At 63.6% G+C, this 24,590-nt stretch carries 23 protein-coding genes, 1 tRNA gene and 2 pseudogenes; 12 read left to right on the top strand and 14 right to left on the bottom strand.

Features of this window, described 5'->3' with window-relative positions; all coding sequences use genetic code 11:
• Window positions 1-47: 47 nt before the first annotated feature.
• From ACTJK4_RS05640 to ACTJK4_RS05620, 5 genes and pseudogenes are all read right to left on the bottom strand, one after another.
• Complete coding sequence (locus ACTJK4_RS05640) at window positions 48-938, bottom strand: lytic transglycosylase domain-containing protein (RefSeq protein WP_252693082.1); 891 nt, start codon at window positions 936-938, stop codon at window positions 48-50.
• Between the two features lie 16 nt (window positions 939-954).
• On the bottom strand, window positions 955-2,940 hold the full coding sequence (locus tag ACTJK4_RS05635) for a DNA topoisomerase IV subunit B (RefSeq protein ID WP_232042333.1): 1,986 nt from the start codon (window positions 2,938-2,940) through the stop codon (window positions 955-957).
• Window positions 2,941-3,112: 172 nt separating this feature from the next.
• A complete protein-coding gene (locus ACTJK4_RS05630) occupies window positions 3,113-3,418 on the bottom strand; it encodes a hypothetical protein (protein ID WP_425343198.1) in 306 nt (101 codons plus the stop codon).
• A 258-nt stretch (window positions 3,419-3,676) separates the two neighbouring features.
• Window positions 3,677-3,988 (bottom strand): annotated as a pseudogene (locus ACTJK4_RS05625) (ATP-binding cassette domain-containing protein); the annotation flags it as partial.
• Between the two features lie 201 nt (window positions 3,989-4,189).
• A pseudogene (locus ACTJK4_RS05620) lies at window positions 4,190-5,023 on the bottom strand (ABC-F family ATP-binding cassette domain-containing protein); the annotation flags it as partial.
• A 173-nt stretch (window positions 5,024-5,196) separates the two neighbouring features.
• Here ACTJK4_RS05620 and ACTJK4_RS05615 point away from each other — a divergent pair.
• Together ACTJK4_RS05615 and ACTJK4_RS05610 are read left to right on the top strand one after the other, a co-directional pair.
• A complete protein-coding gene (locus ACTJK4_RS05615; RefSeq protein WP_147214153.1) occupies window positions 5,197-5,403 on the top strand; it encodes a hypothetical protein in 207 nt (68 codons plus the stop codon).
• A gap of 470 nt (window positions 5,404-5,873) precedes the next feature.
• The gene (locus tag ACTJK4_RS05610; RefSeq protein WP_232042331.1) at window positions 5,874-6,785 is read left to right on the top strand and encodes an amino acid ABC transporter substrate-binding protein; all 912 of its coding nucleotides are present in this window, start codon (window positions 5,874-5,876) and stop codon (window positions 6,783-6,785) included.
• 57 nt (window positions 6,786-6,842) lie between these two features.
• On the opposite strand, the gene ACTJK4_RS05605 is transcribed toward ACTJK4_RS05610, so the two are convergent.
• Together ACTJK4_RS05605 and ACTJK4_RS05600 are read right to left on the bottom strand one after the other, a co-directional pair.
• Window positions 6,843-7,817, bottom strand: a complete 975-nt coding sequence (locus tag ACTJK4_RS05605) for a Kdo hydroxylase family protein (RefSeq protein ID WP_440816627.1) — start codon at window positions 7,815-7,817, stop codon at window positions 6,843-6,845.
• 131 nt (window positions 7,818-7,948) lie between these two features.
• Entirely contained in the window at window positions 7,949-8,164 is a 216-nt protein-coding gene (locus ACTJK4_RS05600) for a hypothetical protein (RefSeq protein ID WP_024976225.1), read from the bottom strand.
• A gap of 311 nt (window positions 8,165-8,475) precedes the next feature.
• Here ACTJK4_RS05600 and ACTJK4_RS05595 point away from each other — a divergent pair.
• A tRNA-Arg gene (locus tag ACTJK4_RS05595) sits at window positions 8,476-8,550 on the top strand.
• Between the two features lie 110 nt (window positions 8,551-8,660).
• On the opposite strand, the gene ACTJK4_RS05590 is transcribed toward ACTJK4_RS05595, so the two are convergent.
• Window positions 8,661-8,849, bottom strand: a complete 189-nt coding sequence (locus tag ACTJK4_RS05590; protein WP_012435166.1) for a hypothetical protein — start codon at window positions 8,847-8,849, stop codon at window positions 8,661-8,663.
• A gap of 499 nt (window positions 8,850-9,348) precedes the next feature.
• On the opposite strand from ACTJK4_RS05590, the gene ACTJK4_RS05585 reads away from it, so the two are divergent.
• A complete protein-coding gene (locus ACTJK4_RS05585; protein WP_414560376.1) occupies window positions 9,349-11,241 on the top strand; it encodes a DEAD/DEAH box helicase in 1,893 nt (630 codons plus the stop codon).
• A 143-nt stretch (window positions 11,242-11,384) separates the two neighbouring features.
• On the opposite strand, the gene ACTJK4_RS05580 is transcribed toward ACTJK4_RS05585, so the two are convergent.
• Both ACTJK4_RS05580 and egtD read right to left on the bottom strand, forming a co-directional pair.
• Entirely contained in the window at window positions 11,385-12,683 is a 1,299-nt protein-coding gene (locus ACTJK4_RS05580; protein ID WP_440816624.1) for an SUMF1/EgtB/PvdO family nonheme iron enzyme, read from the bottom strand.
• A gap of 67 nt (window positions 12,684-12,750) precedes the next feature.
• Window positions 12,751-13,797, bottom strand: coding sequence for an L-histidine N(alpha)-methyltransferase (gene egtD / locus ACTJK4_RS05575; protein ID WP_322016892.1), 1,047 nt, complete (start codon window positions 13,795-13,797; stop codon window positions 12,751-12,753).
• Window positions 13,798-14,313: 516 nt separating this feature from the next.
• Here egtD and ACTJK4_RS05570 point away from each other — a divergent pair.
• Window positions 14,314-15,006 carry a TerC family protein gene (locus ACTJK4_RS05570; protein ID WP_316868643.1) on the top strand — a complete coding sequence of 231 codons (693 nt, stop codon included), beginning with the start codon at window positions 14,314-14,316 and terminating at the stop codon, window positions 15,004-15,006.
• Here ACTJK4_RS05570 and ACTJK4_RS05565 read toward each other — a convergent pair.
• Window positions 15,003-16,004 (bottom strand): threonine dehydratase, encoded by a 1,002-nt coding sequence (locus ACTJK4_RS05565; RefSeq protein ID WP_440816620.1) that lies wholly within the window; start codon window positions 16,002-16,004, stop codon window positions 15,003-15,005. The genes ACTJK4_RS05570 and ACTJK4_RS05565 overlap by 4 nt on opposite strands.
• A 216-nt stretch (window positions 16,005-16,220) precedes the next feature.
• Between ACTJK4_RS05565 and ACTJK4_RS05560 the strand changes: the two genes are divergently transcribed.
• Both ACTJK4_RS05560 and ACTJK4_RS05555 read left to right on the top strand, forming a co-directional pair.
• The gene (locus tag ACTJK4_RS05560; RefSeq protein ID WP_232042324.1) at window positions 16,221-17,015 is read left to right on the top strand and encodes a thymidylate synthase; all 795 of its coding nucleotides are present in this window, start codon (window positions 16,221-16,223) and stop codon (window positions 17,013-17,015) included.
• A 4-nt stretch (window positions 17,016-17,019) separates the two neighbouring features.
• Window positions 17,020-17,523, top strand: a complete 504-nt coding sequence (locus ACTJK4_RS05555; protein WP_440816618.1) for a dihydrofolate reductase — start codon at window positions 17,020-17,022, stop codon at window positions 17,521-17,523.
• A 63-nt stretch (window positions 17,524-17,586) separates the two neighbouring features.
• On the opposite strand, the gene pmbA is transcribed toward ACTJK4_RS05555, so the two are convergent.
• Window positions 17,587-18,960: a metalloprotease PmbA gene (pmbA, locus tag ACTJK4_RS05550; protein WP_440816615.1), complete on the bottom strand. Its 1,374-nt coding sequence runs from the start codon at window positions 18,958-18,960 to the stop codon at window positions 17,587-17,589.
• Window positions 18,961-19,053: 93 nt separating this feature from the next.
• Here pmbA and yjgA point away from each other — a divergent pair, with 93 nt between their 5' ends.
• On the top strand, window positions 19,054-19,671 hold the full coding sequence (yjgA, locus tag ACTJK4_RS05545) for a ribosome biogenesis factor YjgA (RefSeq protein ID WP_316868637.1): 618 nt from the start codon (window positions 19,054-19,056) through the stop codon (window positions 19,669-19,671).
• On the top strand, window positions 19,668-20,315 hold the full coding sequence (mog, locus tag ACTJK4_RS05540) for a molybdopterin adenylyltransferase (RefSeq protein WP_440816613.1): 648 nt from the start codon (window positions 19,668-19,670) through the stop codon (window positions 20,313-20,315). The genes yjgA and mog overlap by 4 nt, the downstream gene beginning before the upstream one ends.
• A gap of 3 nt (window positions 20,316-20,318) precedes the next feature.
• Here mog and orn read toward each other — a convergent pair whose 3' ends face one another.
• Entirely contained in the window at window positions 20,319-20,966 is a 648-nt protein-coding gene (orn, locus tag ACTJK4_RS05535; protein WP_373407656.1) for an oligoribonuclease, read from the bottom strand.
• Between the two features lie 76 nt (window positions 20,967-21,042).
• On the opposite strand from orn, the gene ACTJK4_RS05530 reads away from it, so the two are divergent.
• From ACTJK4_RS05530 to ACTJK4_RS05520, 3 genes are read left to right on the top strand one after another with little or no spacing between them, the layout of a single operon-like run.
• A complete protein-coding gene (locus tag ACTJK4_RS05530; protein ID WP_440816610.1) occupies window positions 21,043-22,302 on the top strand; it encodes a M48 family metallopeptidase in 1,260 nt (419 codons plus the stop codon).
• Window positions 22,299-23,246, top strand: a complete 948-nt coding sequence (gene rsgA, locus ACTJK4_RS05525) for a ribosome small subunit-dependent GTPase A (protein ID WP_440816607.1) — start codon at window positions 22,299-22,301, stop codon at window positions 23,244-23,246. The genes ACTJK4_RS05530 and rsgA overlap by 4 nt, the downstream gene beginning before the upstream one ends.
• 30 nt (window positions 23,247-23,276) lie before the next feature.
• On the top strand, window positions 23,277-23,591 hold the full coding sequence (locus tag ACTJK4_RS05520) for a DUF2007 domain-containing protein (protein WP_232042316.1): 315 nt from the start codon (window positions 23,277-23,279) through the stop codon (window positions 23,589-23,591).
• 35 nt (window positions 23,592-23,626) lie between these two features.
• On the opposite strand, the gene ACTJK4_RS05515 is transcribed toward ACTJK4_RS05520, so the two are convergent.
• Window positions 23,627-24,568 (bottom strand): CobD/CbiB family protein, encoded by a 942-nt coding sequence (locus ACTJK4_RS05515; RefSeq protein WP_316868632.1) that lies wholly within the window; start codon window positions 24,566-24,568, stop codon window positions 23,627-23,629.
• Window positions 24,569-24,590 lie beyond the last annotated feature (22 nt).

The following is a 24,590-nucleotide window of genomic DNA, read 5'->3' as shown; positions in this document are numbered from 1 at the left end:
AGGCTCAAGCGAAAGCGGCGCGCTTCAACGTTGCGGCGCCGCCAGGATCAATGTTGGGGTAGGTTCGTGGCCACGCCGGTGGCCGGGTCCAATACGAGTTCGATGCGTGCAGGCCGGCCCGTACGGCCTGGCTTGCGCGTGGCGATGACGCCGTTGGCACTCACGTTCATCAGCCCAGGCACGGCGGCGACCGGGTTGTAGTAGCGATAGAACTGCAGCACCGTCTTCACGTAGTTCTGTGTCTCGGCGTAGGGCGGAATGTCGTTGCCGTGCTTCTGCACCGCGCCCTCGCCCGCGTTGTAGGCGGCCAACACGAGTTCAAGGTTGCCCGAGAACATGCGCAGCAGATCGCTCAGGTAACGCACGCCGGTGGTGATGTTGGTCTTCGGGTCGGCCAGCTTCTGTGCGGCCGTGCGGCGGGCGTCGCCCGTCACCCCGTAGCGCGCGCCGGTGTCCGGAATCACCTGCATCAGCCCGATTGCCCCCTTGGGCGACACGGCCTGCGGGTTGAAACCCGATTCAGCGGCAATCACGGCCTTCACCAGCGCGGGGTCGATACCGTGCTTGCTGGCGGCTTGGCGGATCAACGGCTCCACCGTCGGCACGTTCGGATGCTGCAGCACCGCGCGCACCAGGCGCTGGCGCATGCCGGCCGCGTTGTCGAGTGCATCGCGCTTGCTGGCGTTGAGGTACGCATCGGCATCGGGCAGTTCGGTTGCCGGCAGGGCGATGGCGCTGTCGTCCTTGGCCTTGTCGTCACCCTTGCTCGCCACCGCCGCGCCCTTCATGAACAGCACGTAGCGATCGTCCAGGCGTTCCGCCGCAAAGTGCGCGAGACCGTTTTCGTCGATGTAGCCGTAGACGTCCGCGCGCGCCGGCTGGCTGGCCACCAGGGCCAGCGCCGTCAATGCGAGTGCGAAACGTGCAAACAGCTTCATCGTTGTCGGTCAGCGATCAAATATCGGCTTCGACTTCGTTGCCGCGCGCTTCCAGCCATGTGCGGCGCGCGCCGGCTTCGCCCTTGCCCATCAGCATGTTCATCATGTTGATGGTCTGGTCTTGGCCCAACTCGCCCAGCGCCACAGGCAGCAGGCGGCGCGTGTCGGGGTTCATGGTGGTTTCCCAGAGCTGCTCGGCGCTCATTTCGCCCAGGCCCTTGAAGCGGGAAATCTGCCAGGCACCTTCCTTCACGCCGTCCTTGCGCAGCTTGTCTTCAATGGCTTCCAGCTCGCCGTCGTCCAGCGCGTAGAGCTTTTGCGCGGGCTTCTTGCCGCGCGCGGGGGCATCGACACGATACAGCGGCGGCCGGGCCACGCATACGTTCCCGCGATCGATCAGTTGCGGGAAGTGCTTGAAGAACAACGTGAGCAGCAGCACCTGGATGTGCGCGCCGTCCACGTCAGCATCGGACAGGATGCAGATCTTGCCGTAGCGCAGGCCCGACAGGTCGACCGCATCGTTCGGACCGTGCGGGTCGACGCCGATGGCGACCGCAATGTCGTGCACTTCGTTGTTGGCGAACAGGCGGTCGCGCTCGGTCTCCCAGGTGTTCAGCACCTTGCCGCGCAACGGCAGGATGGCCTGGAATTCCTTGTCGCGGCCCATCTTGGCCGAGCCACCAGCGGAGTCGCCTTCCACCAGGAAGAGTTCGTTGCGGGTGACGTCGTCGGATTCGCAGTCGGTCAGCTTGCCGGGCAGCACGGCCACGCCGGAGCCCTTCTTCTTCTCGACCTTCTGCGCGGCGCGTGTGCGCGCCTGCGCCTGCTTGATGACGAGTTCGGCGAGCTTCTTGCCGTGCTCGACGTGCTGGTTCAGCCACAGTTCCAACGCCGGGCGGCTGAAGGTCGACACCAGCCGCACCGCATCGCGGCTGTTCAGGCGCTCCTTGATCTGCCCCTGGAACTGCGGGTCGAGCACCTTGGCCGACAGCACGAACGAAGCGCGCGCAAACACGTCTTCGGACATCAGCTTGACGCCCTTGGGCAGCAACGCATGCATCTCGACAAAGCTCTTCACAGCCTGGAACAGGCCTTCGCGCAAACCGGATTCGTGCGTGCCGCCCGCGGGTGTCGGGATCAGGTTGACGTACGACTCGCGCACTGGCGAGCCCTCTTCCGTCCAGGCCACCACCCACGAAGCGCCCTCGCCGAATGCAAAACCCTCTTCGCCGAGCTTGTCGGGGTCGGCAAAGTGTTCGCCTTCAAACAAGGGAATCACCGGCTCGGCGCCGCTGCCTTGCGCAAGCGATTCGACCAGATAGCCGCGCAGGCCCTGGTCGTATTGCCATTCGAGCGTCTCGCCGGTTTTTTCCAGCGTGAGCGTGACCTTCACGCCCGGCAGCAGCACGGCCTTGCTGCGCAGCAAGCGCTGCAGCTCGGCCTGGGGGATGTTCTCGGAGTCGAAATACTTGGCGTCGGGCCATGCGCGCACGCGTGTGCCGCTCTTTTTCTCGCCGCGCTCGGCCTTGCGGGTGGCGAGCGGCTCGATCACGTCGCCGCCGGAGAACGCAAGCGTCGACACATTGCCGTCACGCCAGACCGTCACTTCCAGCCGCGTCGACAGCGCGTTCGTGACCGACACGCCCACGCCGTGCAGCCCGCCGGAGAACGCATATGCGCCACCGCGGCCCTTGTCGAACTTGCCACCGGCATGCAGGCGCGTGTAGACGATCTCGACCACCGGCACGCCCTCTTCGGGGTGGATGCCGACGGGGATGCCGCGCGCATCGTCTTCCACGCTCACGCTGCCGTCCTTGTGCAGCGTCACGGCAATCAGCTTGCCGTAACCGCCCAACGCCTCGTCAGCGGAGTTGTCGATGACTTCCTGCACGATGTGCAGGGGATTGTCGGTGCGCGTGTACATGCCCGGCCGTTGCTTGACCGGTTCCAGGCCCTTGAGGACCTTGATCGACGATTCGCTGTATTGGGAGGTTTTGCTCATGGAAGGCGGAAAAACTGACCAGGCCTGGGTCTGTCCCCAAGCACCGGGAATGCAGCGCGCATTGTAAAGGAAGCTGTCCTCAACAATGCGGAGGGATCGTCAGCGTCGGGACGCGAGCCGGAACTCACATTCGCCCGACATCCCGCTGACATATTGCGTGGTTACTGCGGCGTCACACCGTGCCGGCGCGCTTTGCCTCCAGGGCTTCCCAGCGCTCCAGCGCCTCCAGCAGCTCCAGTTCGATGGCTTCGTGGCGCTCGGCAAGCTTTTGCGCGCGCTCCGGGTCGCGGCCGTAGATCGTGCCGTCTTCCAGTTCGCCGCCGACCTGCTTCTGCTCCGCCTCCAGCGCTTCGATGGTGGCGGGCAGCGCGTCCAGTTCGCGCTGCTCCTTGTAGCTGAGCTTGACCGTGGCGCGCTCGCGCGGCTTGGCGGCTTCGGGTTTCTTCTCTTCGGCGACGGGCTTGGCGGCTTGCGACATTTGCGCCGAGCGCGCCGATTGCGTCTGCCAGTCCGAGAAGCCGCCCACGTATTCGCGCCAACGGCCCTCGCCCTCTGCCGCAATCACCGAGGTGACGACGTTGTCGACGAACGCGCGATCGTGTGAAACGAGGAAAACGGTACCGCTGTATTCCTGCAGCAGTTCTTCCAGCAGTTCAAGCGTGTCGATGTCCAGGTCGTTGGTCGGCTCGTCGAGCACCAGCACGTTGGCCGGACGGGCAAACAGGCGAGCCAGCAGCAAGCGGTTGCGCTCGCCGCCCGACAGCGAAGCCACCGGCGAGCGCGCACGCTCGGGCGGGAAGAGGAAATCGCCCAGGTAGCTCATCACGTGCTTGCGCTGGCCGTTCACTTCGATCCAGTCGCTGCCCGGGCTGATGGTGTCGGCGAGCGACCGGTTCAGGTCCAACTGCGCGCGCATCTGATCGAAATACGCCACCTGCAAGTTGGTGCCGTTGCGCACCGTGCCCGAATCGGGCGCTAATTCGCCGAGAATCAACTTCAGCAGCGTGGTCTTGCCGACGCCGTTGGCGCCGAGAATCCCGACCTTGTCGCCGCGCATGATGGTGGCGGTGAAATTGTCGACGACGGTTTTGTCGCCGTAGCGCTTGGTCACGTCGATCAGCTCGGCGACGATCTTGCCGGAGCGGTCGCCCTGTGAAACCTCCAGCTTGACGTTGCCTTGCACCTCCCGGCGCGCCTGGCGCTCCACACGCATTTGTTCCAGCCGCGCAACTCGGCCCACGCTGCGGGTGCGGCGCGCTTCCACGCCCTTGCGGATCCACACCTCTTCCTGCGCGAGCAGCTTGTCAAAGCGTGCATTTTCCAGCGCTTCAGCTTCCAGCTCCTGCACCTTGCGCGTCTGATACGCCGTGAAATTGCCGGGGTACGAGCGCAGCTTGCCGCGATCGAGTTCGATGATGCGCGTGGCCACGCGGTCGAGAAACGCCCGATCGTGCGTGATGAACAACACGCTGCCGCGGAACGCCAACAGCAAGTCTTCGAGCCAGCGGATGGAGTCGTAGTCGAGGTGGTTGGTCGGCTCGTCGAGCAGCAGGATGTCGGGCGCGCCCACCAGCGCCTGCGCAAGCGCCACACGCTTGGTCAGGCCGCCAGACAACGAACCGATGCGCGCGCCGGGCTGCAGGCCCAGCTGGGCGATGGTCGTCTCCACGCGCGTACGCAGTTGCCACGCATCGGCCGCTTCCAGTTGGGATTGCAACGCTTGCAGCTTGTGCAGCGCGTCTTCATCGTGGGAGTCGCCCATCGACGTGATCAGCGCTTCGTATTCGGCAAGCAGGCCGGCGGCCTGCGGCACCCCCATCGCCACGGCTTCGGCCACGGTCTGTTCCGGATCGAATTCGGGCTCTTGCGGCACATAAGCCGACGTCACGCCGCTCTGGCGCGCGATCAGGCCGTCATCCGGCGAAGTCGTACCCGCCACGATTTTGAGCAGCGACGACTTGCCGGTGCCATTGCGGCCGATCAGGCCAACGCGCTCGCCGGCCTCCAGCGAGAAATCGGTGTGGTCGAGCAGCGCCACGTGGCCGAACGCCAGTTGCGCATCGGTAATGGAAAACAGGGCCATGCTGGAGTGAAAAGGATGCAGGCCGCGTGCGGCCGGAAGGCGCGTATTGTAGTCGCCCCGCGCGTCATCCATCGGCGGCATTGCGCTTGCAGATGCGGGTGCTATAACGCTTGTGCCGCCGGACTCGCTTTTTCCGGCCGCGCCATCCATACCGTTACAAAGGGGAAATGACGATGCGCGGACTCTTCGGGCTGTTGATCATCTTGATCGTGGCAGGCATTCCGGTGCGGCAGATTTTGCTGCGGACTGGCTTTTCACCGTGGTGGACGCTGCTTGTGCTGGTGCCGCTGGTGAACCTGGTGGCGCTGTGGGTTTTCGCGTTCTCGAACTGGCCGCGGCAGTCGTCCCAGCCAGGAAACGTGCTGCCGAATCAAAACTAAGCGAGCTCGAACGCGCAAGCGCCAAAGAAAACGGCCCGCTTTCGGCGGGCCGGAAGAGTCTCTCCTCGATGCCTTGCGAACAAGACATGGCCGGAGCATAGCGCCCCTGGTCCGTCTCGGGCAGTCGGGACAAACCCGGTAGGGAAAAACGCCTAACGCTAGGCCCGGTGCGGCTTCGCACTGCCGCAACGCACGCTGCGCCAAGCATGCACCCGGAGCAAGTCTATTGCGCCGGCCAAACCCTCTGCACGGTGCATTACGCACGCCTCATGTGCGCGACGCACCACTGCAAGGCACTCGCCATACATCGACTTTTAGAAGCCGGAATCCAGTCGTGCGGCCTGCTTACAACACCCAATTGCACAGGCCTGCAGGTTGCATCGCCGCGCCGTATCATGCGGCAGGCCCTCCGGTCACGAGCCGGGCATAACGATAACGTGGGCCGCCGATTCTTTCCGGGGGATACAACCATGCCGTTCTTCTCGCGCGCGCTGCCGGCTGCAGCGCTGCTCTTCGCTTCGCTTTCCAGTTTTGTACCGGGCACTGCCCTGGCCTCTTCCACACCGGTGCTCGACCGCATCCGTGATACGGGCACCGTCCGTGTCGCCTATCGCGAAAGCTCCGTGCCCTTCTCGTTCTACGACGCCGATAAAAAGCCCGTCGGCTATGCCGTCGACCTGTGCCTGCGCGTGGTCGACAAGCTGCGCACGGACCTGAAGCGGCCTGACCTGAAAGTGCAATACGTGATGGTCACGCCTTCGACACGGATGCCGGCCATCATCGAAGGCAAAGCCGACCTCGAATGCGGCTCGACCACCAACAATCGCGAGCGCCGCGAGAAGGTGGCATTCACGATCCCGCATTACATCGCGGGCATCCGCATGATTGTCAAAACGTCGTCGGGCATCCGCAGGTGGGATGACCTGCGCGGCAAGACCGTCGTCACCACCAAGGGCACCACCAGCGTCGCGGAATTGCGCAAGATGAACGACGTGCGCGTGCTGAACATGAAGTTTCTCGAAGCCAAGGACCACGCTGAATCGTTTGCGATGGTCGAAGCCGGCAAGGCTGACGCCTTTGCGATGGACGACGTGCTGCTCTACGGCTTCCGTGCCAACACCAAGACGCCAAGCGACTACGCGGTCGTCGGCGACATGCTGACGGTCGAGCCCTACGCGATCATGCTCAGCAAGGACGACGCCGAGTTCAAACACCTTGTTGATCGCGCGATGACCAACATCATCCTCGACTACGACGCCGACAAGCTCTACAAAAAGTGGTTCCAGCAACCGATTCCGCCGCACAGCGCAAAGCTGGATATCCCGATGAGCTTCCTGCTGCGCGACTCGTTCAAGTACCCGAGCGACAAGGTCGCCGATTGAGCGCAACGGGGTAATCGCGCAACGCCGCCCAGTCAGGCGGCGTTTTGCGTTGCGCAATTAGCGCTGGGCCGGCAGCATCGGCTTGTTGAGCAGGCGCGACAGGACAGCTTCGGGCGAATGGGTGCGGTCGGCAATGGCCGCCGGGTCAAGATAGAAAGTCTGCTCCATCATCGCGCGGCCACGCATTGCGGCATGCAATGCCTGATCGCTGAAGACCACCCACGTCGAACCCGGAGCGAATTCGAACGTCTGTTGCGGTGCCTCACGCTGATAGGCCAGATCCGCTTTCGCAAGATCGTGCAGCTGCAGCATGCGGTGGTCGTATTCAGAGCGTGGGCGTTTGGTGACGTGCAGCTTGTGCATCAGCCACGATTGGCCTGGGAGCATCCCACGCGTTTTCGGTACAAACCGCTGCGCGAAATCGGCAAAGGGTTCGCCGATACGCCAGACGCGCGAGGCATCCGGATCGACATTGTGGAACACCCGCAAGAGGCGCTGGCCGTGCAGCGGGTTCGACGGAAATGCGTCGACATGCAGGCGCGTGTCGTCCTTGCGCCAACTGACCGGCCGCCCGGCAATCTCGGCCGGCCGCAACGACGTGCCGGCCCGCCTCAAGTACGGGGCGTAGTCGGGAAACAGCGTCAGCACGAGGCACTCGGCAGCATCGGCGTAACGCCGGATCAGGGTAGCGAGATCGCGCAGATCGGCAGGGTGCCCGACGGCACCGCGCACGCGGGATTCGTTCGCGCGCAGGTTGATGTTCTTCGTCTTGCCATCCGACCAGCGTGCATCGAGAAAGCGCTGCTCCCGGGCATCCAGTGGGAAGTCGAGCGCCGGGAAGTGCAGCACATTGCCGCGCTCCAGTGCAGACCGCATGGCAGCCGCCTCATCAGACGTCACGGCGGGTGCCCATTCGCGCACCGGCCACGGCACGACCATGTCGATGGCGGGCGGCGCAGCGACGGCTCGCTGTCCGGAATGATGGTTGCGCGCCGGCAGCGTGGCGGGCGCAAACCCTTGCATACTTCCCATGAACTTATCAATCGCTTACGTAAATATTTGCGAATGATAGAGCGCTTACCAACTCAGTGCATCGTCAGGAAACACAACGCATCATGTCTTACGACATGTGCCGAGGTGTTCGCCGATGGGGGAGGCGGAATTTAGAGGAAGTGTTTGACGACCTGCTCTTCCAAGCCGACGAAGCGCACCAGTTGGCGTGAGCCGTCAGGAAATTGCTTGATGACGTGGCCGTCGGGGGTATCGGTGTGACGGAAATAGATCGGTCGATCAATCGTCCCGGGCCGATGCTTGGGAAGCAGACTTTCCAGCGACGGCTCCACCGTCCACGGATCGTCCCGTTCTTCGGATGTCAGCATGTTGGTCGCCTAGGGGTTTCTGAAAGGGGTGATGAAGCATAACTTCCGTGAACAATCGTGCAAAGTTCGTAATACTTAAATCTGATTCTTTGACCGATCGTTCGTTCGCTTTAGCGTTTGCTTCATCACAAGTGCGCTTGGACTGTGGGCCGCAACCTACAAAACCCGTGGCGTCATCATCGTTTCATATGACATCAGTAGCCGCTGTCGACGCCACCCTGCGTCCCCGAGGTTGACTGGTCTTGGCTCTGCAAATTGCGTAGAATCGCGGCTCGCTCGGGCGGCCGTTGGCGTCACCCGGGGGTCGGTCACTCGCCGTAGCACAATGGATAGTGCACGCGCCTCCTAAGCGTGAGATACAGGTTCGATTCCTGTCGGCGGGACCACCAGATAAACAAACCAGGCAACACGCCTGGCTTTTGTTTTCTTGCCCGCACAAAACAACGAGGCCCGCCACACGTGGGCGGGCCTATGGCTGCGGATGGCCCCGGGCCATCTAGGTCAGCACCGGCAGCGCTTCGAGCACGAGCAGCCCGATCAGCACCCCGATAATCGTCAGCAGCACACGGATCCCTACCCGCGCACCTCGGATCACCAGTGGCGCAGAGGCCAGTCCGATCACGCCCGCAACACAGACGGCGAGCAACAGATACAGGTTGGAGAAGGCCATCGGGAATTCCATCATCCGCCCCTTTCCGGCTGTGAGTGTAGCCGGCCTTATCCAGTATAGGCCGCAGGTTCGATCCAGCAAGCGGTGACACGGGCATCTGCGCCGCACCGTTGGCATTTTTGCGCAGTGCAAAAATTCATGCTATAGTCCGTGACTTGGCTGCTTACTGCCGTATTTTTCGGTCCGCGGTTGGCCGATGTGCCGGTTCAAACCGGCGCGCATCGCCTAAATCCCCGCCCGTTGCATGCATGCGCAGCCGATTGCCATTGTGCTTGGCATCGTCTCCGATCTCCCGCGTGGATTCCGCATCACGCCGAAGGGACCGCCGCCCCACCTCGCTGACCTGTTCAGCTTGAGGCCGGCCCACTCCCCCGCCTGTCCGTTCTGCAGCCCGTCTGTCGAACCGGCCTTATCCGATTGGCGCCGACGCCCGTGATTAACCGGTCGCCGTATCCCATTTCCGTCGTCTGCATCCGTTGATGCGGCGGCGCGGCAGCCTTACTACCTATTCGACATGACGCAGCCTCAAGACGGCAGCGGCGCTATTGCGCACGCTGAAGCCAGCAACACCAATACCGAAAACCTGATCGCCGAAGCCGCGACCCGTGCCAGCGCCTTTGCTGCACTGGGCCTGGACGACCGCATCGTCCGTGCGCTGGGCGAAGTGAACTACATCACCCCGACGCCGGTTCAAGCGCAAGCCATTCCGGCTTGCCTGTCGGGCCGCGACCTGCTGGTCACGAGCCAGACCGGTTCGGGCAAGACCGCCGCGTTCATCCTGCCGGCCATCCAGCGCATCAGCGAGCAACCCGAGCCGCAGCGCCCGCGCATGGACGGCCCGCCGCAACGCATGAAGGGGCGCCGCCCCCGCCCGGCACCGGCCAAGCCGTCGCTGCTGGTGCTCACGCCCACGCGTGAACTGGCCCTGCAAGTGACCACCGCTACCGCACAGTACGGCCGCCATCTGCGCCGCATCGTCTGCGCGAGCATCCTGGGCGGCATGCCCTATCCGAAGCAGCTCGACATGCTGGCACGCATGCCGGACATCATCATCGCCACGCCGGGCCGCCTGCTCGACCACATCGATTCGGGCCGCATCGACCTGTCGGCGCTCGACATGCTCGTCTTTGACGAAGCAGACCGCATGCTGGATATGGGCTTCTCGGATGACATCGAAGCCATCGTCGGTGCCACGCCGGCGACGCGCCAGATGCTGATGTTCTCGGCCACCATGGACCGCCGCATCGAGCAACTGGCCGAGCGCATGATGCGCGAGCCGCAGCGTATCGAAATCGCCGCCGCGAAGATCGACCAAAGCAACATCGAAGAGCGCCTGCACTTCACCGACGACATGTCGCACAAGCAGCAGCTGCTGGATCACCTGCTGCGCGACGCGTCGCTCAAGCAAGCCATCGTCTTCACGGCGACCAAGCGTGATGCCGACTCGCTGGCCGAGCGTCTGACCGAGCACGGTTTCTCCGCCGGCGCCTTGCATGGCGACATGCATCAGGGCGCCCGTAACCGTACGCTGACGGCACTGCGCCGCGGTCAGTTGCGCGTGCTGGTGGCCACCGACGTGGCCGCCCGCGGCATTGACGTGCCGGACATCACGCACGTGGTCAACTTCGACCTGCCCAAGCAGGCCGAAGACTACGTGCACCGCATCGGCCGTACGGGCCGTGCCGGCCGCAGCGGGATCGCCATCAACCTGGTGAACCACAACGACACGTTCCAATGGCGCCGTATCGAGCGCTTCGTTGATCGCCGCATCGACGCATCGGTTGTCGAGGGCCTTGAGCCGAAGCGCTCGGCCAAGCCCCGCACTGGTGGCCCGCGTGCCGGCGGCGACCGGGGCGGCTACCGCGGAAACGGTGGCAATGGCGGCGGTTATCGCGGCCAGCGTGAAGGCTACGGCGCGCGCCAAGGCAGCAACGGTGGCAATGGCGGTAACAGCGAAGGCCGCTTCCAACGCAGCTTTGGCGGCGACCGCGACGGCTTTGCTCCGCGCCGCGACGATCGCAACGGCAATAGCAACGGCGGCGGCTACCAAGGCGCCCAACGCGAATGGAACCGCGACGACCGCGCTCCGCGTCAGTCGTACGGCCAAGGCCAGCAAAACCGTGGCGACTGGCAACAACGCCCGGCACGTACGCAAGGCACGCAAGACAGCAACCGTGGCTATGGCAACAGCGCCGGCAACAGCAACGGTGGCGGTTATGGCAATCGTGACGGCAATCGCGAGAGCTATGGCAACCGTGAGAGCGCCCCGCGTCGCTTTGGCGACAACAACGGCGGTAGCCGCTTTGGCGACGGTGGCAACGGCGCGCAGCGTCGCAGCTATGGCAATCGCGACGGCAACCGCGACAGCTACGGCAGCAAGGGCCGTTCGCGCGACTTCGATCGTTGATCGATGAGGGGCCATCTGTTCCGGATGGCCTTAGCAGACAGCCAACAAAAAACCCCACGTCTAACAGCGTGGGGTTTTTTGCTTCTTGGGCAACGCCGGTCAATCGCGGCTCGGCTTGCCGGTCCTGTCCCGACCGGCTTCCGTCAAAGCGCACAGGTTCGGAAGCCGACAAAGATGTCGTCGCGCTCCGGCAGCAGGAAGCCCCGGAAACGCGGGTGACGGGTGCGTTGCGGCGTATGTGCAGCGGCGCCCCTCACCGCCTGCATCGTCACGAAGTGCGGCGCCGAGAGGCTCGCCACACGGCCTCGCGGCATGCCCGGCACAAAATCCGGATACGGCTCGAACGGCGACGACGTCCACTCCCACACCTGCCCCCAATGAAAGCCGGCCCGGCCCTGCACCGCGGCCATCTCCCATTCGTCTTCGGTCGGTAGGCGACGGCCGGCCCAGCGGCACCAAGCCTGGGCTTCGTACAGGCTCACATGACGCACGGCTTCATCCCGGTTGATCGTACGCGCCTGACCGTAGCGCAGTGCCTGCCAGGTACGCGTGGCGGGATCGCGCTGCCAACCCAGCGGCGCCGAACGCTCCTGCATCATCAGCCACTCCATGCCGGCCGGCGACCACCACTGCGGATGGTCGTAGCCGCGGTCTTCGATGAACTCCAGGTATTGGCCATTCGTGACCGGCTGCGCATCGATCTCAAACGCGGGCACATAGGTGCGGTACGGCGGACACTCGTTGTCAAAGAAGAATCCGTCGGCGTCCGGCCAGCCCATCTGGAAGCGGCCGCCGGACAACGCCAATGTCTGGGCAGCCGGCACGGCCACGGCGGCCAGCGGAGGCTGTCCAGCGGGTTGCAGGCCCACTACCTGCAGCAGGCCGTGCAGATGTTCGGCGCGCAGGTCTTCGTGGAATACCGCCCAGCGAAACGGCTCCAGCGCCGCATCGTCGTCGGTGCCAAGCGTGGCGAGCTTACGGAGCACGCGGTCGAGCACGCCATGCGCGTAGTGCTTGATCGCGGCAATGCCGGGCAGCGTCAGGTCCCAGCATGCCTCTGGCGGCATGCGGTCCATGTCGAAGAACGAGTCGGCACCGTCAAGCGCGGCGGGCAGCGTGGCTTGCCAGCGCGCCAGGTCCCACTCCGTGCCGGCGCCGTCTTCGATGGTGTCGCTGCCGTTGCGACGCGGCTCGCGCAGGCACCAGAACTCGGCAAACCATGCCAACTGGCCCAGCGTCCAGAGGGGCGGCGCGTGATGCTCCACGCGTTCAATCTGCCAGCCGCGCTGCGTATCGCCAAACGCCGACAACAACGCGAGCGTGCAATTGCGTGCATCGACGAGGCTGTGCGCGATGCCCTGGCGCGGCAGGCGACGGCCGTCGGTCCAGTCGGGAAGCGATCCGATGAAGGTCGGATCGGGGAGCATGAAGAATTCAGCCATCGCGGCACACCTCGGGCGGGAATCGATCCATTATCGCACCGGCCTGCCGGGTGTTCTGCCGCCCGTCCTAGCGGCCTACGCTCGCGTGGCAGACGGCAAAGTCGCTGCTGGCGTCGGTCCAGGCATGCAGGTCTTCGAAGCCGGCATCGGCAAACATCGCTTGCAGGCTCGGCAGGTCATATTTGACGGAGTTCTCGGTGTGCATGCGTTCGCCGGCAGCAAAGGCGCGGTCGTGCTTGCCCCATCGCACTGTCACGTCGCGACGAGCTTCTAGGTGCATCTCAACGCGATGGGCTTCTGAGCGGTACAGCGCGACATGGCGCCAGTCCCGCACGTCGAAATTTGCGCCCAGGAGGCGATTCAGGTTGCGCAGTACGTTCAGGTTGAACGCTGCCGTCACGCCGAGCGGATCGTCGTAAGCGGCCTCGAGGCGTTCGGCCTCTTTGATGAGGTCGATGCCGATCAGCACGCTGTCGCCGGGGGCGGAAGCTTCGCGCAGGCGCGAGAGAAATGCGCCCGCCTCTTCCGGTGTGAAGTTGCCCAGGCTCGAACCGGGATAGAACCACACGCGGCGCCCGTCGCCCACGGCATCAGGCAACACCAGCGGCGCACATAGATCGGCGCCGATGCCGACCATCGGCAATTGGGGATGCTGACGCGCAAGCCCACGGAGCGTATCGCGTAGAAAATCCGCCGAGATATCGATCGCCACATAACGCGACGGCGCGAGCGTGCGGAACAGCCGTGCGGCCTTTTCGCAGTTGCCGGCCCCCAAGTCGATCAACGTGGCGCCGCGCCCCACGCGCATCGCGATCTCGGCCGCATGCAGGCTGAAGATGGCGGCTTCGGTGCGCGTCGGGTAGTACTCGGGCAGATCGGTAATCGCTTCGAACAGGCGCGAACCAAGGGCGTCGTAGAAGAACTTCGGGCTGATGCTGGCTGCGGGTGCGAGTAGGCCGGCTTCGGCCTCGGCACGCAGCGCAGCGTCGTCTTCCGTAAAGAGCTGGTAGAAAGTCAGGCCTGCGCCAACGGCGTCGACCGTGGGCTGGGGCTGGATCAGTCGAGCCAGCGCGCGGCGGGCATAGGCATCGGCGGACGGCTTGGTGGCCTGCATGGTGTCTCCCGTTGTGGGTGGAACGGCACGGTGCTGCATGGTCATGAGGGCTGTCGACAGCGAGAAATGTGCCATCGCGCCCATGCCATCACCGCAGGCCCATGGCGCGCGGATGAAATTGCAGCGTAGACGCCGCTTTGTGACAGCGCCACCGTTCTTTCGCCGGAGGCCGTCACAACACGGCATCGCGCCAATCGTAAAAATCACCTGCGCCGCTGAAAAAATCACGCACACCTTGCTGCAAGGCCAATGTTGCGTTTTTGCAGCGCACAATCGGCCTGCTGCGATATAATGCGGACTTCCTCAAAGGGGAGTAGCTCGGGGGTTCTTCAGCCCCAGGCACGATCGTCATGACGAAGCCCACGCTTCCGGTCGTGCCGGCACCAGCAGGTTCCCAACCTGTTCGTGTCGAGCAAGACCTTTGCAACCGGATTTCATGGTCTGCAAAGCGTCTCGCCCCTGCACTCCATGCAGTCCGGTCAACCGATTTTTATTGTTGTTTGACTTGGAGCCACCATGGAATGGTTGTCTGACATTTTCACCATGCAGTTTGCTGCCGCGCTGGCATCGATCATCGTGATCGACCTCGTGCTTGCGGGCGATAACGCCATCCTCATCGCGCTGGCTGCGCGCAACCTGCCGCCCGAGCTACAGAAGAAAGCGATCATGTGGGGCGCCGCGGGCGCCATCGTCGTACGTGCGCTAATGACGCTGGCGGTGGTGTGGCTGCTGAAGATTCCGGGCCTGATGCTGGTGGGCGGCCTGGCGCTGGTGTGGATCGCATGGAAGCTTCTGGCTGACGACGGCCAGGGCGGCGATGAACACGGCGCGGGCAGCACCACGCTGATGGGCGCCATGAAAACCATCATCATCGCCGATGCGGTGATGGGCATCGACAACGTTCTCGCCATTGCCGGCGCATCGCACGGCAGCTTCCTTCTGGTGGTGCTGGGCCTGCTGATCAGCGTGCCGGTCGTCGTGTGGGGCAGCGGCGTGGTACTGCGCCTGATCGAACGCTTCCCGATCATCATCTACGGCGGCGCCGCGGTGCTGGCTTATACGGCCGCCCACATGATCGTGGCCGAACCGGTTCTCAAGGCGTTCTTTGCCGCACAGCCGCCGCTCAAGTGGGCAGTGTATGTGGTGGTGTTCGTGGTCGTGCTGGGCGGCGGTTGGCTGGTGCAACGTCGCCGCCAGCAACTCGCCTAAGCCAGGATCGGCTGGCCGGCGAGCACGCGCGCCAGCTTGGCGCGATCGATGTTGCCGCCGGTCAGCGGCAGGCCGACGCGCTGGCCGGCAATCTGCTCGCGCTGCTGCCACGCCCCCGCCAGGGCCGCAGCGGCAGCGCCCTCGGCCACGTTGTGCGTCGTGGAGAAATACAGACGAATGGCCTCTGCCACATCGTCATCCGTCACGGCAATGATCTCGTCGACGCCGGCGCGGATCACCTCAAGTGCCTTGGCATCCGGCGTGCGACACGCAAGCCCGTCGGCCAGCAGCGTCGACACCGGCGCCGACATCACGGCACCGCTTGCGAACGACTGCTCGTAGCATCGAGCATGGGCCGACACCACGCCGACAATGCGTGTCGACAGTCCCAACGCATCGCGCGCCCGTACAGCCGCGCAAATCCCGGAACCCATACCGATGGGCACATAGACCACATCCAAAGGCGTGGCCTCCAGAAACTCCAGCCAGTAGCTCGCCACCCCGACGACCAGATCGTCGTGATACGAGGGCACAAAGTGCAAGCTACGTTCACCGGCCAGTTGATCGGCGAACTCGCGGCTTGCCTGGAAGTCATCGCCCGCTTCAATAAGCTCTGCGCCAAGTGCACGCATGGCGGCATTTTTCTCCACGCTATTGCCATGTGGCACGACGATGGTGACGGCGATACCGTTGCGGCGCGCTGCCAATGCAATCGACTGGCCATGATTGCCACGCGTGGCGGCGATCACACCGCGCACTTGGGGCTCGCGCTGGCGCAAGGAATGCATGTAAGTCAGCCCGCCCCGAAGCTTGAACGCGCCCACTTCGGTGTGGTTCTCATGCTTCACCCACACCTCGGTACCCATGGCTTGCGAGAGCAACGGCCAGCAGTATTCCGGGGTCGGCGCAATCGCCGCATGGACAACGCTGGCCGCTGCGCGCAGATGGCGCAGTTCATTGGCACGGTCCAGCGATGCGGAGGTAACAATGGTCGACATGATCTTTCTCCGTCAGACAGTTGAAACGATAGCGCCATCCTGCCAGCCCCGCCGCCCCTTACAACATCGACAATCCTGCGTTTTGCCGGTCCAGCCGTTCTGGTCATCTGAACGGGCCAGTTTCCGGACACTGCCGGTACAGTCGACGCCGGGCCGCTCACGTTACAATGCGGCTCACTCGATTTTCCGACGCCCCGCCTCTTCGCCCGCGCTCGCATGAAGCCTTATCTCGACCTGATGCGCCATGTCTACGAACATGGCACCGACAAAGCCGATCGCACCGGCACCGGCACGCGCTCGGTGTTCGGCCACCAGATGCGCTTCAACCTGCAGGACGGCTTTCCGCTGGTGACCACCAAGAAGGTCCACATCAAATCCATCGTCTATGAGCTGCTGTGGTTCCTCCAAGGCTCGACTAACGTGCGGTGGCTGCAAGACAACGGCGTGACGATCTGGGACGAATGGGCCGACGCCGACGGCGAACTGGGCCCCGTCTACGGCTCCCAATGGCGTTCGTGGCCGACGCCTAACGGCGAACACATTGACCAGATCGCCGAGCTGATCGCACAGATCAAGCGCAACCCCGATTCGCGCCGGCTGATCGTCTCGGCCTGGAACGTGGCGGACATCCCGCGCATGAAGCTGCCCCCCTGCCACGCGTTCTTCCAGTTCTATGTGGCCGACGGCAAGCTGTCATGCCAGCTCTACCAGCGCAGCGCCGATATCTTCCTCGGCGTGCCGTTCAACATTGCGAGCTACGCGCTGCTCGTGCACATGGTTGCGCAGCAGACCGGCCTCGATGTGGGCGATTTCGTCTGGACCGGCGGTGACTGCCACCTCTATAACAACCACTTTGAACAGGTGGAGACGCAACTCGCGCGTGAACCGCTGCCGTTGCCGAAACTGGTCATCAAGCGCAAGCCCGACAGCATCTTCGATTATCAGTACGAAGACTTTGAGATTGTCGGGTACCAGAGCCACCCTGCGATCAAAGCACCGGTGGCCGTGTAACCGTATGACCATCCTGACGCTCATCGTCGCCCGCGCCCGCAATGGCGTGATTGGACGCAACAACACCCTGCCCTGGCGCCTGCCGGAAGATCTCGCGCACTTCAAGCGCACGACCATGGGTGCGCCCATCGTGATGGGCCGCAAGACGTACGATTCGATCGGCCGCCCGCTGCCGGGCCGGCGCAACATTGTCGTCACGCGCAATGCCAAGCTTGAGCTGCCGGGCTGTGAGATCGCCTATTCGATGGAAGACGCCCAGCGCTTGTGCGTGGGCGCCGAGCAGATCTTCCTGATCGGCGGCGCGCAACTGTATGCGGATGCCCTCCCGAGCGCAGACCGCTTGATCGTCACGGAGATCGACGCCGATTTCGAAGGCGATGCACACTTTCCCGCGCCGGACCCAAAGCTCTGGCACGAGGTTGCACGCGAGACGCACCACGCGGCCGTGCCCAACGATTTCGACTACGCGTTCGTTACATACGAACGTCCGCCATCGAACGAGCAGTAACCACAGCAGGCAAAAAAAAACGCGCTCAGTTTCGAGCGCGTTTTTCATTTTGACTACGGCAATTTATTCGCCGGCAATCGTCATCTGTTCGATCAGAATGGAGCCGGTTTCTTTCGTACCGCGCACCAGCGCGTCGGCACCGATGGCGACGATCTGGCGGAACATCTCGCCCAGATTACCGGCGATCGTGATCTCTTCCACCGGATACTGGATCACGCCGTTCTCGACCCAGTAGCCCGATGCGCCGCGCGAGTAGTCCCCGGTTACGTAGTTCACGCCCTGGCCCATCAGTTCGGTCACCAGCAGGCCCGTACCCATGCGGCGCAGCATGCCGGCAAAGTCGTCTTCCGGCGTGGTCTTGTCTGAGAACAGCGTCAGGTTGTGCGAGCCGCCGGCATTGCCTGTGGTTTGCATGCCGAGCTTGCGCGCGGAATACGTCGACAGGAAGTAGCCCTCCACCACGCCGTTCTTTACGACATCGCGGCGCTGCGTGCGCACGCCTTCCTCGTCGAACGGCGCGCTGCCCATGCCGTTGAGTACGTGCGGGTCTTCCGTGATCTGCACGTGCGGCGCGAAGACTTCCTTGCCCAGCGTATCGAGCAGGAACGTCGACTTGCGATACAACGCGCCGCCCGATACCGCCTGCACAAACGCACCCAGCAAACCCGCAGCGAGCGGCGCTTCGAACAACACCGGGCACTTGCGCGTCGTCAGGCGGCGCGCGCCTAGACGCGCCAACGCACGTTCCGCCGCGTATTTGCCGATCGCTTCGGGCGCAGCCAGATCATCCGGCGAGCGCTTGGACGAATACCAATCGTCACGCTGCATGTGCGCACCCGAACCAGCGATGGGCGCGGCAGAAATGAAATGACGCGAATACGGGTAGCCCGCCATGAAACCGCGCGAGGTGGCCAGGACGAAGTGCGAATGCTGTGCCGAGATGCTGGAGCCATCGCTGTTGCGGATCTTCGGGCTTACGGCAAAGGCAGCGGCTTCCGCGGCGCGCGCGATCTCCACGGCCGCTTCGGCGTCGATCATCCAGGGGTGATAGAGCTGCAGGTCTTGCGGGTGCTTTTCCAGCAGTTCTTCTTCTGCCAAGCCGGCGCAATCATCGTCGGCCGTGAAGCGCGCAATGTTGTAGGCGGCCTCGACGGTGGACCGCAGTGCCGCCGGCGAAAAGTCCGACGTGCTGGCGTTGCCGCGCTTCTTGCCGAGCATGACTGTCACGCCAACAATCTTGTCGCGGTTCTGCTCGATGGTCTCGATCTCGCCCTTGCGCACCGTGACCGACAGGCCCTGGCCTTCGGAGATTTCCGTTGCGGCATCGGAAGCACCGAGTTCGCGTGCAATGCGCAGCACATCGGTGGCCATCTCCTCGAGCTGTTCGCGGCGGTAGGCAAACACAGGGGCGGTCTTGGAATCGAGCGTTTGAGACATAGGCAATGGAGGGGAGAAACGGGTGCCGCGATTTTGCCAAAAGCGGGCAAGAACTGGCGAAAGTGCCCATCATAGCAAGATACAATGCGCGCCATGAGCCGAGCATCCCGACACAACCCCACGTATCTCCAACCCGTCGTGCGCACCGACATCGGTGACGAGGACGATCCGGATACGCCCAAGAGCAAATCGCAGCGCAAACGCGAGGTGAACGCCTTGCAAGACCTGGGCACCGCCCTGGAAGCGCTGCCCAAGGACAAACTTGCCAAGGTGCCGCTGCCCGAAAAGCTGGTCGATGCCCTGCGCGAGGCCAAACGCACCACCGCCCACGAAGGCAAGCGCCGCCAGATGCAGTACATCGGCAAGCTGATGCGCGCCCTGACCGACGAGGAAGTGGAGGCCATCCGCCGCGTCCTGGCCACCTTCGTAGGCGCCTCCAAGGCGGAAACTGCCCGCCTGCATGCCATCGAGCGCTGGCGCGACCGCCTGATCGCCAGCGACGACGCCATCACCGAGTTCATTGCAGCGCACCCGGATTCCGACGTGCAGGCGCTGCGTACGCTGGTACGCAATGCACGCAAGGAGGCGCAGTTGGCCAAGCCGCCCAAGTCGTCACGCGAGCTGTTCCAGATGGTCAAGCAGGCCCTGTCGGGCAACGACCGTGACGAAGACGACGCCGATCAACCCGAAGCCGAAGACGACGAAGCATGACAGCCCCCGCCCCCTCCGCACCGATCACCCGTCGCCACGCCGACGAACTGGTCGTCGGTTTTGTGTCGATTTCGGATCGCGCATCGGCCGGCACGTATCAGGATGAAGGGATTCCCGCGCTGCGGGACTGGTTTGGCACCGCGCTCTCATCGCCGTGGCAAGGGGTGGAGCGGCTGATTCCGGACGATCAAGCGACGATTGCCGACACGCTGATCGACCTCGTCGACCATGCCGGGTGCGATTTGGTGCTCACCACGGGCGGCACCGGCCCCACGCGCCGCGATGTCACACCCGAGGCCACGCTGGCCGTCGCCACCAAGGAAATGCTAGGTTTCGGCGAGCAGATGCGCCAGATCAGCCTGCATTTCGTGCCGACGGCCATTCTGTCGCGTCAGGTGGCGGTGATCCGCGAGACGCCGTCGCGCGCGACGCTGATCATCAACCTGCCCGGTCAACCGCGTGCCATCAGGGAAACGCTGGAGGGCTTGAAGGATGTGGAGGGCCGCGCCACGGTCCCGGGCATCTTTGCGGCCGTGCCCTACTGCATCGATTTGATCGGCGGCCCGTATATCGAGACGCACGACAGCGTGGTCAAGGCCTGGCGACCCAAGCACGCTGTGCGCGCAAAACCGCTGCAGGCTTAACGCTTACGGGGCGACCGAAGACGCCAGCGCTTCAGCATCCGGCGTTTGCGGTACATCGCGGATGAAGTGCTCGCGGTAATAGCGCAGCTCTTCGATCGACTCGATGATGTCTGCGAATGCCGTGTGCCGCTGGTGCTTCGTAAAGCCCTTGGCAATGGCCGGCTGCCAGCGCTTGCAAAGCTCCTTGAGTGTCGAGACGTCCAGGTTGCGGTAATGGAAGTACTCCTCGAGCTTGGGCATGTAGCGCGCCATGAAACGGCGGTCCTGGCAGATGGAGTTGCCGCACATCGGCGACTTGCTCTTCGGCACCCACTTCTTGAGGAAGGCCAGCAGTTCAGCTTCCGCTTCCGCTTCGGTCGTGGTTGAGGCCTTGACCTTGTCGATCAGACCCGACCGGCCGTGCGTGCCCTTGTTCCAGGCGTCCATGCCGTCGAGCAGCTCGTCGGACTGATGAATCACCAGCACAGGGCCTTCAGCGAGGATGTTCAACTCCGAATCCGTCACCACCACGGCCACTTCGATGATGCGGTCGTTTTCGGGGCTCAGGCCGGTCATCTCCATGTCTAGCCAAACGAGGTTGTTATCGCTCTTAGCGGCAACGCGGTTGGAGGTCGAGGTGGATGTGGCGGACGGGGAAACGGGGGGACTCACTGGGGTGCTCACTCAAGGGCCTTGAGAAAATGACTGAAGGCTATAATTTTCGCATATCTGATAGGTGTTTCCCCACATGCCCGCCTTTACTGCTGTCTTCCTGGTCGCCCTTGCATTGATGTCCGCCACGCGCCTGTGGCTGGCCGCGCGGCAAGTCCGTCACGTGGCGCGTCACCGCGATGCCGTGCCGGCGCAGTTTGCCGAGTCCATCACGCTGGACATGCACCGCAAGGCCGCCGACTACACCATCGCCCGAACCCGTCTGGCGATGCTCGAAGTACCGGTTCAGGCCACCCTTCTGATTGCGTTGACGCTGCTGGGCGGACTGAACTGGATCAACCAGGCATGGCTGGGCGTGTTCGGCCCCGGTTACGCGTATGGCGTGGCGCTGATCGCGTCGGTCATCGCGATCAGCAGCGTGATCGAGTTGCCGTTCTCGCTGTATGGGCAGTTTGTCGTGGAAGAGCGATTCGGCTTCAACCGCATGACGTTCAAGCTATGGTTGGCTGACAACCTCAAGGGCTTGGCCATCGGCACCGTGCTGGGTCTGCCGCTCCTACTGGCGGTGCTTTGGCTGATGGACAAGATGGGCACGTACTGGTGGCTCTACACCTGGATCGTCTGGATGGCGTTCATGCTGTTTGTTCAGGCGATCTACCCGAACGTCATCGCACCGCTCTACAACAAGTTCACCCCGCTGCAGGACGAGGAAATGCGCTCGCGCATCGAAAGCTTGCTCAAGCGCTGCGGCTTTGCCAGCAAGGGCCTGTTCGTGATGGACGGTAGCCGACGCAGCGCCCACGGCAACGCCTACTTCAGCGGCTTTGGCGCAACCAAGCGCATCGTCTTCTTCGACACGCTGCTCGCCCGGCTTAATCCGTCCGAGATGGAAGCCGTGCTCGCCCATGAACTTGGGCATTTCAAGCGCCATCACATCACCAAGCGCATTGCCGTGACGTTCGTGCTGAGCCTGGGTGCACTGGCGCTGCTCGGCTGGCTTATGACGCGCACATGGTTCTACCTGGGCCTTGGCGTCGCGCCCAACCTGTTCTCCGACAACCACGCGCTGGCGCTGATGCTGTTTTTCCTGGTGTTGCCGGTGTTCACGTTCTTCGTCTCGCCGCTGGCAAGTCTGTCGTCGCGCAAGGACGAGTACGAAGCGGATGCTTTTGCCGCCGAGCACGCCGACGCAAATCAACTCGTCTCGGCGCTGGTCAAGCTGTTCCAGGACAACGCATCGACGCTCACCCCGGACCCGGTCTACTCAACGTTCTATTATTCGCACCCGACTGCATCGCAGCGCGTGGAGCGCCTTGTGCAGGCTCGCACGGCATGACGCGCGGCAAACCGAGCCGCGCCCATAGGCAGGCAGCCACCTGCGAACACGGGCTTGTCATCGCCGCGCACGGGCGACATTACCTGGTAGAACGCGAGGGCGGCGGCTTCCTGCAATGTTTCCCGCGCGGCAAGCGCAGCGAATGCGCTGTCGGCGATCGCGTGGTCTATGAAGCCACTGCCGTCGACCAAGGCGTCGTCGTACGCGTTGACGAGCGCCGAAACCTGCTCCACCGCTCCGATCAGTTCAAATCGAAGGTGCTGGCCGCGAACCTGGATCAGGTCATCATCATGCTCGGCACCGAGCCGAGCTTTTCGGAAGACCTGCTTGGCCGCGCGCTTGTCGCGGCAGAATCCCTCGGCATCACCCCGCTGATCCTGCTCAACAAGATCGACTTGACCGCCCGGTTGGAGACGGCTCGCTCACGCCTGGCGCTCTACCGGGAGCTGGGTTACGCCATCGTCGAACTGACCGTGCATGGTGCGCCGGACGCCGCGCACGCAGCGCTTGAACCTCACGTGGCTGGGCGCGCCTCGATCCTGATCGGGCAGTCGGGCATGGGCAAGTCGTCACTGCTGAATCTGCTGATTCCGGGCGTGGATGCGCAAACGCGCGAGATCTCCGAAAAGCTCGATTCCGGCAAGCACACAACCACGTTCACACGGCTCTATCACTTACCCGCGGAATGGGGCAAGGGCGGCGTGCTGATTGACTCGCCGGGCTTCCAGGAATTCGGCCTGCATCACCTGAGCGAGGGCATGCTGGAACGCGCCTTCCCCGAATTCCGCCCGCGCCTGACCGAGTGCCGCTTTTATAACTGCCGGCACCTGCAGGAACCTGGCTGTGGCATCCTGGGTGCGATGGCCGAAGGCAAGATCGATCCACGGCGGCACCAGCTTTACGCGCAACTGTTGCACGAATCGGAGCAACAGAAGCCTTGGTAACGGCTTCGTAACACGTTCGGGGAGGCTGAGATGAAGTTGCTGATCAGCAGTTCATCGCTCGGCATGGCGGCACACTGGCAGAACGTGCTGTCTGCCGCCGGCATCCGCACCGAGCTGCGCAACATCTACCTGAGCAGCGTGGCGGGTGATATTCCGCCGCAGGATTGCGCGGCGCAAGTCTGGCTGGTGGACCCGGCGCAGGAAGCGCAGGCGCAAGCGCTGCTCGATCAGGCACGGCATCCGCCCACCGGCCCGGCCTGGCGCTGCGCGCATTGCGCAGAAAGTCACGAGCCGCAGTTTGCCCAGTGCTGGCGCTGCGGCAAAGACCGCGAGGATGCGGCCTGATTGATCGTTCAGCGGCTAGGCATCGTGGTGCCGCATCAGCCCAGCCAGACGGCAATCGACAGCATCGCCAGCAGCAGCATCCACAGCACCACCGCGCGCCACACCAGTCCCACAGCTGACTGCAGCGTGCGGACATTCGGCTCCTGCCCCACTTCCATCGGATAGGCGCCGTCTTCGTCGGCAATGCTGTCGACCGAATCACGTTGCGGAATGGGCGTGCCAAGACGCACGCCGAGTGCGCCGCCCCCGGCCGCCAGCAGGATGCCATTCACTTCGTCGTTCCACTTGGCAGCGCGGTTGCGCCATGCGTACACGGCATCTTCAAAGTTGCCGACGATGGAGAAGCCAATCGCAGTCAGGCGCGCAGGGATGTAATCGATAACAAAGAATGCCTGACGGGCAAAGAGACCGAGCGCTGGGCTACGCTCCATCGACGTATCGCTCCAGTGGCGAGCGAGGTATTCAGCGCCGCGGTACAACACAACGCCGGCGGGACCGATCGGCACCAGGAACCAGAAGAACACGCCAAACACGTGGCGATGCGCTGCCACGATCGCGCATTCGAGCGTATGGCGGACGATCTCGTTGACCGGCATGTCGGTCGTGTCCTGCCCCGACCATTCGTTGAGCAGCAGGCGCGCAGTGACAACGTCATCGCTGCGCAGCGCCTCGTGGATATCGGTGAAGTAGTGGCTGAACTGGCGGAAGCCAAGCGTCAGGTACACCATCAGGACATTCCACAGGAACGCCAGCCCAAGGCTGATCGACGACAGGAGGTAGTGCACCAGCGCCACGACCACCACGGCCGGCAGCGTAACCACGCACCAGGCGAGCACGGCATCGCGACGATGGCCCGTGTCGAACCATTCTTCTGCCCGCGCGGCCAGTGCGCGCACGACGTCGTAGATCGGGTTGTCCCGGCTGAGCGCACGGAACTGTTCAAGAATCAGCGCGCAGAGTACGGAGAAAAAAGTCATTGGAAGGGCGTTGCGAGGGCGT

It is taken from the genome of Ralstonia sp. 22111 (assembly GCF_052045895.1).
GTDB classification, from domain to species: Bacteria; Pseudomonadota; Gammaproteobacteria; order Burkholderiales; family Burkholderiaceae; genus Ralstonia; species Ralstonia wenshanensis.
Note: the sequence above shows the minus strand (reverse complement) of the source record. Positions and strands in the feature narration are given on the sequence as shown.